The organism is Dactylosporangium sucinum (assembly GCF_014647515.1).
In the GTDB taxonomy this organism is placed as follows: domain Bacteria; phylum Actinomycetota; class Actinomycetes; order Mycobacteriales; family Micromonosporaceae; genus Dactylosporangium; species Dactylosporangium sucinum.
Genome location: NZ_BMPI01000177.1, coordinates 1 through 1,553 on the forward strand (window position 1 = coordinate 1; position 1,553 = coordinate 1,553).

The 1,553-nt window shown below is 70.1% G+C and carries 2 protein-coding genes; one reads left to right on the forward strand and one right to left on the reverse strand.

The window, feature by feature from the left end; all coding sequences use genetic code 11:
- Positions 1-31: 31 nt before the first annotated feature.
- Entirely contained in the window at positions 32-1,081 is a 1,050-nt protein-coding gene (locus IEZ31_RS55645) for an IS630 family transposase (RefSeq protein WP_229837340.1), read from the reverse strand.
- A 102-nt stretch (positions 1,082-1,183) separates the two neighbouring features.
- Here IEZ31_RS55645 and IEZ31_RS55650 point away from each other — a divergent pair, with 102 nt between their 5' ends.
- Positions 1,184-1,537, forward strand: a complete 354-nt coding sequence (locus IEZ31_RS55650; RefSeq protein WP_190258273.1) for a hypothetical protein — start codon at positions 1,184-1,186, stop codon at positions 1,535-1,537.
- The last annotated feature ends 16 nt before the right edge of the window (positions 1,538-1,553 follow it).

Sequence of the window (1,553 nt, forward strand, 5' to 3'; positions counted from 1 at the left end):
CTAGTGCAGCACCGCGTTAGTTCGTCGGGGGTTACGCGGCCTTGAGTGGGGTGCCGTCGTAGGTCCATCGGTAGGGCTTGGCGGTGGTGTTCTTGGCGATCACATAGGTTTCGATCTTGTTGATGAGGTCGTCGCGGGATGTGAAGTCGCCGTGGCGGACGACCCGGCGGGTCAGTGCGGAGAAGTACAGCTCGATCTGGTTGAGCCAGGACGCATGCACCGGGGTCCAGTGCACGTGCCAGCGGGGGTGCGCGGCCAGCCAGGCTCGGGTGGCTTTCGCCACGTGTGAGGAGCCGTTGTCGAGCACGACGTGGATCTGTTTGGTCGGGTCGATGGCCGCGTCGAGCGTGGTCAGGAACCGTTGGAAGGTTGCCGAGTCGTTGCGTTGGATCGGTTCGGTGAGGACCTGCCCGGTCTGGATGTCGAGGGCCGCGACGATCGACACGGTGCCGTGCCGGACGTATTCGAACTCCTGCCGGGCCGGGCGGCCGGGGGTGGCGGCCCGGCCGGGGTGTTTGCGGGCCCGGGCGGCGATCGCGGTCTTCTCGTCGACGGACAGCACCACCGCGTCCGCGGGTGGATGCAGATACAAGCTGCAGATATCGGCGGCGCGGGTCCAGAACAGCGGGTCGTCCTTGCGGGTCAGCCAGCCGCGGACCCGGTACGGGCGCACATCGCAGTCGGCCAGGATCCGCCCGACCTGCGACGGTGAGATACCGGTGTCGGCGAGGTGTTCGGCGATGCGCCGGTGCGACCAGGTCGATTCCGGGCCGGGTGGGACCGAGGTCGCCGCGGCCACGACCTGGACCCGCACGCCGGCGCCGTGGCGGCGGGGCCGCCCGGCCCGTTTCGCGTCGGCGAGCCCGGCCAGTCCCGCTGCGGCGAACCGGCCCCGCCATTTGCGGACCGTGTCCACGCCGACCTGCAGTTGCATCGCGATGCGGGTGTTGGGCAGTCCATCAGCAGCGGCCAGAACGATCCTCGCCCGCAGCACCGCCCGGACCTCGGCGCGGACGGATCGGGCGGTCCGCTGCAACTGCCGGCGGGCCTGCTCGTCCAGCACAACCGCAACCGCTGCCACCACCACGACCCACCCAGCCCGTCCATGGACCCGACCCCGACCCGACCCGGCGGATCATCGCCGATCATGGCGCGCCACCGGCGGGCAGGGCAGCATGGGCGTATGGCCCGCAAGAACCCGCCCGAGTCGATGCAGCACCACCTGCGGCAACGCCTCAACGAACACGCCCGCGACCACTGGCCGCAACTGACCTCGGTGCAGATCCGCTACCGGGCCGGGTTCGCCTACATCGACGGGCTCCTGCCCGACGGCCACGTCCAGCCGTTGTGCCGGCTGCGGTTCGGCGGCGTCCTGCACACCTGGGGCTTCGCGATCTACCTCGCCAGCCGCGACGGCTACCAGGACAACCTCCTGCCTTCCGGGCTGCCCATGGGCAGCCCGGAAGAAGCCCTCGACTGCGCCTGCGGCCTCTACCTCAACAACCCCACCGCCTGGCTCACACCCCCGACGAACTAACGCGGTGCTGCACTAG

What these genes read in the sequence shown, in the direction of transcription:
- IEZ31_RS55650 (WP_190258273.1), top strand. Translation starts at nt 1,184, where the DNA reads ATGGCCCGCAAGAACCCGCCCGAGTCGATGCAGCACCACCTGCGGCAA.